The organism is Budvicia aquatica DSM 5075 = ATCC 35567 (assembly GCF_000427805.1).
GTDB classification, from domain to species: Bacteria; Pseudomonadota; Gammaproteobacteria; order Enterobacterales; family Enterobacteriaceae; genus Budvicia; species Budvicia aquatica.
In genome coordinates, this window is record NZ_ATYS01000092.1 from 1 (window position 1) to 7130 (window position 7130).

5 protein-coding genes are annotated in these 7130 nt (G+C 46.4%); 3 read left to right on the top strand and 2 right to left on the bottom strand.

The genetic code is table 11. The annotated features are described in order from the left end of the window. Positions 1 to 185, bottom strand: a 185-nt coding sequence (locus tag YWE_RS31540) for a GTPase (protein WP_036016661.1), incomplete at its 3' end; no start/stop codon positions are given. A gap of 978 nt (positions 186 to 1163) precedes the next feature. Here YWE_RS31540 and YWE_RS30180 point away from each other — a divergent pair. Further along, positions 1164 to 4196: an autotransporter outer membrane beta-barrel domain-containing protein gene (locus YWE_RS30180; RefSeq protein WP_051323476.1), complete on the top strand. Its 3033-nt coding sequence runs from the start codon at positions 1164 to 1166 to the stop codon at positions 4194 to 4196. A gap of 193 nt (positions 4197 to 4389) precedes the next feature. Continuing rightward, a complete protein-coding gene (locus YWE_RS30665) occupies positions 4390 to 4659 on the top strand; it encodes a hypothetical protein (protein ID WP_154661436.1) in 270 nt (89 codons plus the stop codon). Between the two features lie 135 nt (positions 4660 to 4794). Here the strand turns inward: YWE_RS30665 and YWE_RS30670 are convergent, their stop codons facing one another. Next, positions 4795 to 4992, bottom strand: coding sequence for a hypothetical protein (locus YWE_RS30670; RefSeq protein ID WP_127526472.1), 198 nt, complete (start codon positions 4990 to 4992; stop codon positions 4795 to 4797). A gap of 1539 nt (positions 4993 to 6531) precedes the next feature. Here YWE_RS30670 and YWE_RS32070 point away from each other — a divergent pair. Next, on the top strand, positions 6532 to 7130 hold a 599-nt coding region (locus YWE_RS32070; protein WP_428829288.1), incomplete at its 3' end, for an inverse autotransporter beta domain-containing protein.

Below are 7130 nucleotides of genomic sequence, written 5' to 3' on the forward strand. Positions count from 1 at the left end.
AATTCTGCTTTAAACAGCGCATTACACAGGCTGGATTTACCCACCCCGGTTTTACCCATAATGCCAATAACGGGGTCATAATCGATAATGGACTCCAGACGTTTTAGGATACGTTGGGTNATGTCATGTGGAAGTGCGGTCAGTTGCTTTTCAATCAAGCGTAAGCCAGTGTGATATATTTTCATAAATAACCTTTCGAGTATTCAACATTTCATTAATAAAAACATATTCCTACAGAAATACGTTTCTCATGGGGGACATACACGTAGGTGATATAGAGTTAAACTTGGTTTCAAGTTAAAACGACAGACGTTTTGTTACCGTTTAAACGTACCGCTATTCATCAGATTGGCTATTCATCAACCAGATAGCGAGTTCTTGGTGGTAGACGTGTTAACGTCATTCTGGTTCTGGTTCTGGTTCTGGGATGAGGAAGGGGGACGGGGCCTGTTATCGTTGGCAAAATGTCTATCGAGATAATCCATTAACGTGGCGTGGTCATTGATGATGGCTGCGTTAGGTTCAGTTATCCACAATGCAGTACGCTAAACCGATATGATGAACCCCAAAAAGCAGAAAATTACGGACACGAACCTCAGCCATATGATCCAAGGGATTGAAAGTCAGGCGGTGTATGAGACTATCCTCAACAATCCAGGGGGTTGTGGCTCGATTGAGCATGATGGGTTTGTGTCATACCAACCGGTGAAGGGGGAATGGGTTCATCCGTACCTGAATATTGTCCAGAAGAACTAACGGGGTTGATGTCTATCTTTGGCAAGCTGTTCTCTGTCTAGCGGGTTGCTAGCTAATCGAGCCAGTTTAACCAATAGGCCACTTTTTTTGACGTTCAGCCGGAAAATTTTTCAGATCTTCGATACTAAATCATGTGAATCAATTCACCCTGCGCCTGACGGATGAACGCGCTGCGCACAGGTTTTTAGCCACATAACTAAGCAATTCACCATGATGTGACAGGTAATCTCCCCATTTTTAATGGAGATCATAAGTAGGATTCAAGCAGCACTTAAGCATGCTGTTTTGGTGTATAGCTTAATAATATAAAAAATCATTCAGGGGCCTAGCGTTTATTCATAAAGGTGTCATCAAAAGCGAGTAAAAGTGGCGTTGATAATTCATGATTCAATTAAGGGTGATCAACAATGCTCAAAAATTCAACAGTCGTTGCAATAGTCATTGCTGCGATTTTTTCTCTAAAGCCAGCCTGTGCACAAGATACAAGAACGACCAAAGCAACAGAACTGCTGTTTGGATTCAGTCAGCTTAATAATAGCGTTGAAGGGCGTAATGCACTTGACGAGAATCTCGAAACGTCGATTGGAGTTAACAATAACTCTACCGATGCTCAGCGTGCCAAGGCTATTTCGGACAATACAATTTCGGCTCTGGTTGGTTCAATGAGCAATGGCTTACTGGTTGCGGATGCGCTGGGTTCGAGAATGAATAATATATTCTCCGCAAGCAATAGCATCAACGCAGCAACTTATAGCGCAACCACATTCTCCAAAAATTTCTCCGATCTCTTTTCGCAGGTCAATGCGCTTGTCCAAATGGATTCCAGCTTTTCTAAGAATTATTTCGCCAATGGCAGCGCTGACGGCAATCCGGCATCACCAGCCATTGGAATTGTCCTGCCTAACGACGGTGTGTATAACGTTTACGACCTTGCTTATAGTCCCTTAGCAGAAAACAAGAATACGGTCGGTAATTCTCGCCCTGTACAGGTTGCCCCGGGCAGAGTTGAAAGTTTCAGCTCGGCTGATTTTTTTGGTGTTCAGACCAACAGTTCAGTCGCTATCCTGCCGACAGTTAAAGGTAATGCCTCTTTTCCAAGTGGCCATTCTGCCTTCGGCTTCAGCAGTACAATCCTGTTTGCCCAAATGGTACCGGAGCGTTTTCAAGAATTTATTCTCCGTGGGTCAGAATATGGTAATAGCCGCATCACCTTGGGTGTCCACTATGCATTTGATGTTATCGGTGCACGCATCATGACGACATACGCCTTGGCTCAAGTTCTTAACAATAATCCTGACTATCTGGGAAAGAACGTGTCAGGACTAGGTTCTGAGATAGTTACCACTAACGACTTCCATGCTCTGATGCTGGCCGCTCAAACCGATTTGCGTACTTTGCTGGAGCAAGGCTGCCAAACGACTATTGCTGAATGTGTGGCAGCCAACAAGGCGGAAGGCTTAAATGAGGCCGCACGGAATAAGGCCGATTATCTCTACCGCTTAACCTACGGTATTGCCCCTGTTGGCCCAACCGATCTCGCACCAGTGGTCCCGGAGGGGGCAGAAGTGCTGATAGCGACACGATTCCCATATCTAACCAACGAACAGCGGCGTGAAGTACTTGCCACAACGGAAATTGAATCCGGTCATGCACTTGATAATGGTTCTGGGTGGGCTCGTCTCAATCTCTATTCGGCCGCTGATGGATACGGTGCATTCAACGGCAAAGTAGCCGTCACCATGGATGCGAGCAAAGGCGGATTCAATGCTTATGACGTCTGGGGCAATGATATCAGTGGTACCGGTAGCTTTGTTAAAGAAGGTTCAGGTGTACTCGAGTTCATCGGAAATAATAGTTTTTCAGGAGCAACCCACGTCGCTGGCGGCGCACTTATTATTAACGGTTATCACGGTAACTCTTCGGTCACAGTAGACGATGGGGCGTTACTTGGCGGTTCCGGCACCGTGGGTGCATTAGCGGGTATGTCCGGTGCAGTAATTGCACCCGGAAACTCTATTGGTACCCTTAACGTTATGAATAACGTTACCTTTGGATCAGGATCGCACTATGTAGTAGAAGTTGCAGCGGACGGTCGTAGCGACCTTATCCAGAGCGCAGGAACTGCCATACTTAATGGTGGTGAAGTCGCTGTTTCGCTGGAGAACAGAGGTAATCTGCTTACTCAGATTGAAGTACAAAGTCTGATAGGACAGAAATATACAATTTTGACGGCGCAGCAGGGTATCAGCGGGCAGTTTACCAGCGTACAGCCCGATTATCTGTTTCTAGGCACAGGTCTGAGCTATCAGCCCAATCAGATTGTTTTGAACGTGGGGCGCAACGCAACGGCTTTCGCCGATGTGGCTCAGACTCAGAACCAGCGAGCAGTTGCTACGGCGGTTGAAGCCTTGCGAGCGGGCAATTCGTTGTATGAGAGCATTCTGACTATTGGTTCTACTAACGAAGCTCGACAGGCGTTCCGCCAACTATCGGGGCAAATTCATGCTGATATCGCTTCCGCACTGATAAACAATAGTCGTTACGTGCGTGAAGCTCAGAACGATCGGTTGCGCCAGGCTGAAGGGCAGGCCAGTTCATCAGATATTAAAGCTGACGAAGACGGCGCTTGGGCACAATTATTTGGAGCATGGGATCACGCGTCAGGTGATGTTAACGCGACTGGCTTTCAGGCATCAACCTATGGTGTTCTGATCGGACTGGACTCCGAGTTTGCCCAAGATTTGAGGTTGGGTGTTTCAACCAGCTACTCCCGGACCTCGCAGGACGGAGGCTATGGTTCGAGTGCTGACAGCGACAACTATCATTTAGGCGTGTACGGTGGTAAACAGTTTGGTGATTTGGCGTTGCGTGCAGGTGGTTCCTATACATGGCACCGCATTGATACTTCTCGCTCCATTAATTACGGTTTGCAAGCCGCTCGCGCCACAGACAAATACAGTGCCAGTACCGAGCAGGTATTTGTTGAAACTGGCTACAAACTGAAAGCAACTGGAGTTAACCTTGAGCCATTCGCTAATCTGGCGTATATCAATTTTCAGAATAATGGCATCAGCGAAGATGATGGTGCGGCAGCGCTGCACAGTGATAAACAGCATATTGATGCGACAGTCTCGACTCTGGGGTTGCGAGCCGATACTCAGTGGCAGGTAAGTGAAACGGCGACGGTAACACTTCGTGGTGAGCTTGGCTGGCAGCACCAGTATGGTGAACTGAATCGAGATACTGGCCTGAAGTTCCAGGGTAGTTCTTCGCCGTTCGTGGTCAATAGTGTTCCTGCATCGCGCGATGGTGCAGTGTTAAAGGCTGACGTGGCGATGGTAGTAAATAAAAATACAACATTGTCGCTAGGTTATGGAGGTTTAGTGTCACAAAACTATCAGGATAACCGGATTAATGCAGGCTTTACTTGGCATTTCTGATGGTTTTAGCTTTATGCAGTAATCTAGTGTGTTGTTAGGTTGCCGATGTATCTGAAGTGGACGTAGAAGATGTGTAACTGTCGTCACCCCATGAAAGTCGGGATGATGACAGTATCGGACTCAAATAGCATAAGTATGCTTAACTGACAGGCGTTGCTAATGAGATATTTATTCTTTATCTAGCCATTTCTTAATGAAAAGTAGGAGCCATTTCATCCACAACTTCTTTTGCTGTAGTGATACGATTTATACCACCGGCAGCGACGGATACCGAAATAGCACCGTCCTTCATATCGCCATCAAGCATTCTTTTTTTGATGCTGCCAATTTTCCTATCGCGGAGTCCATTCAGGATCCGTTGGGTTGCGATAACCCGAATATCACCCGTTGGGGTAGTGATTTCGATAAGATCCTCAGAACTGACCTGAAAAATCGCCTGTTTAGCTTTTTCACTGGCGGGTGATTCGACGGTAGTGACAAATTGGGTAACTGTCTAGCGGGTTGTTGGCTAATCGAGCCAGTTTAGCCAGCCATTGCCGTTGTTTGTTAACCGAAGTCTGTTTATTCACCACGATTCAACTGAATGGCGATTATTCCGTCAATTCATCACGATGTCCACTAATCGGGTATTCCCGTCAACCTGCACTATCTGATAGTGGGTCTGTCCGCTATAAGTAAAGCACGCGAGCTCTTCCAGCAAGTCACACCGGGCAATTCGGTAACTGAGGTTGTCGTGTGTCTGGCAGGCCTTCACATGCTGTATCAGGGAGTGAGGAGCCGCCTCATGGCTGAGCATCAGCGCCGGTGGATGACCGCCTGTTCGCCTATTGCCCAAGGGGGGGCTTGGTGGTGATGGCTGATAATCGGTATATGGATACTGAGTTTCATCGGCAAACCTGTATGGGGTTGGTTTTTTAATCTCACTGACTCTATTGTTGTGATCGATTATATCGGGATATTTACCCTATTCCCGGCATGACCGTTGCTGATAATAAATAATGCAAAATAAGGTTTCATTAGATGGCGTTAAATTGAAATAATACACAGGCTATTTATTGTTTGTCATTCGACGGTAATGTGTACCTTAAATACAATTACAAATAAATTTGTTAATGTTATTCGTTATTTTTGTTATCTTCTTTTTTGAAATTGATGTGCATGTTAAATGAATTGCTATTATGTCTTTCCCTATATTAAATTCAATATTCAATAACGTCATTTATCTTTCTATTTTGGCCTTTTCATTATTTAAAGCCCTCACGAAGAATAATTCTATTTATTGATTCATGTCACGTTTTACGTGGGGAGTATAGCGGCTAATAACTGGTTTTTTTTGATCTAAAAATCTGCGTACGGCAATCAATCCAAGCGATGCACCTGATAATGGCTATTTAATATCCAATCAACAGAATAATAACCTGTATTATTAATTAAATGCGATCGGTTGATCTGCATTCATTTTTATTATGTATAATCGTCATCAATATCACTCGTGGCGGGTTNCTCGATAAGTGGGTGATATATCCGGTGCGAGTTATCTCACGTTTTTATTATTTGATTNGGTATCTAACGCGTTGCTGTGAATGTGTCACTTTAACCTGATTTATGATTGCTGTCGGCGTTGTGGTTCACAATTATTTCGCTACGTTCACATCATTGTTTCCGGATATCTATTCTTTAGGTCTTGGTTGTTTAATTATTAACCGCGCCTTGAGTGATTGCCGGGAAATATGATTATTGATTTACCGTTAACTCTGCCGATATCGTCTGGCCGCATTGATGTCTGCGGTGGGAAATAATCGGGAGTGATTCTGTTTGGCATTGCTCGCTCGGTACCTCTTCCGATTCGATGACAATTTAATTAGGACAGCGCGTTCGGCGCAAAGGGAATGGAATAATGAAAATAACAATGCGTCTTTCGGCTATCGCAATTTGTGTCATGAGTAATGTTTTTTCGACCGCGGCTTTTGCTGCACAGAATGACATCTCTTCTGTCACCTCAACAACCCGCCTCTATGTCGTCCCGGCTGACAGTAGCCTGTACCAGTTAGCCCTGCAAAGCGGCATTACGGTGGCGGAGTTGCGTACCCTGAATAACGGTGGACTTAACCGTCGGGAAGCAATGAAGGCCGGTGAAAGTTTGCTCTTGCCCGCAGACTCTCCGCTGTTGCCGATAAGAGATGAATCGGGTCTGTACGTGAATAACCTGCCGGAACTCGGCATGGGTAATGACCCATTACCGAAAGCCGATAAGGATGGCCGGATGCCNGCCTCCGCCATGGAAATGAAAACCGCCGGGATGGCCCAGTCCGTGGGTGGTCAGGACTGGAACAACATGACCGGCGACCAGGTGCAAAATCAAGCCGAAAGCTGGGCAAAAAACAAAGCCAAGGCCGAGGTGTTAAATCCGGTTCAGCAGCAGGCTCAGGACTTNCTGGGGAAATTTGGTAAAGCCCGGGTCACGCTGTCGGTGGATGACAACGGGGACTTGAGTAAGAGCTCTGCCTCCTTGTTCACGCCGTGGTATGAAAATGACGATGTGGTGACCTTCTCTCAGATAGGGGTACATGACCAGGATGGGCGAACCATCGGTAACTTTGGTCTGGGCGTCCGTTGGGAACAAGAGACCTGGTTGCTGGGCACCAACACCTTCCTTGACCAGGACTTTAGCCGCAATCACAGCCGTCTGGGTCTGGGGCTTGAGCTGTGGGCCGACTACACCAAGCTGGCCACCAACTACTATCACCCACTGAGTGGTTGGAAAGACTCCAAAGATTTTGATGATTACTTAGAGCGCCCTGCGGAAGGTTTTGATGTTCGNGCTCAGGGTTATCTGCCGGTGTATCCACACTTGGGTGCCTCTCTTGTCTATGAGCAGTATTACGGCGATGAAGTGGCGCTGTTCGGTAAAGACAACCTTCAGGAAGACCCGCA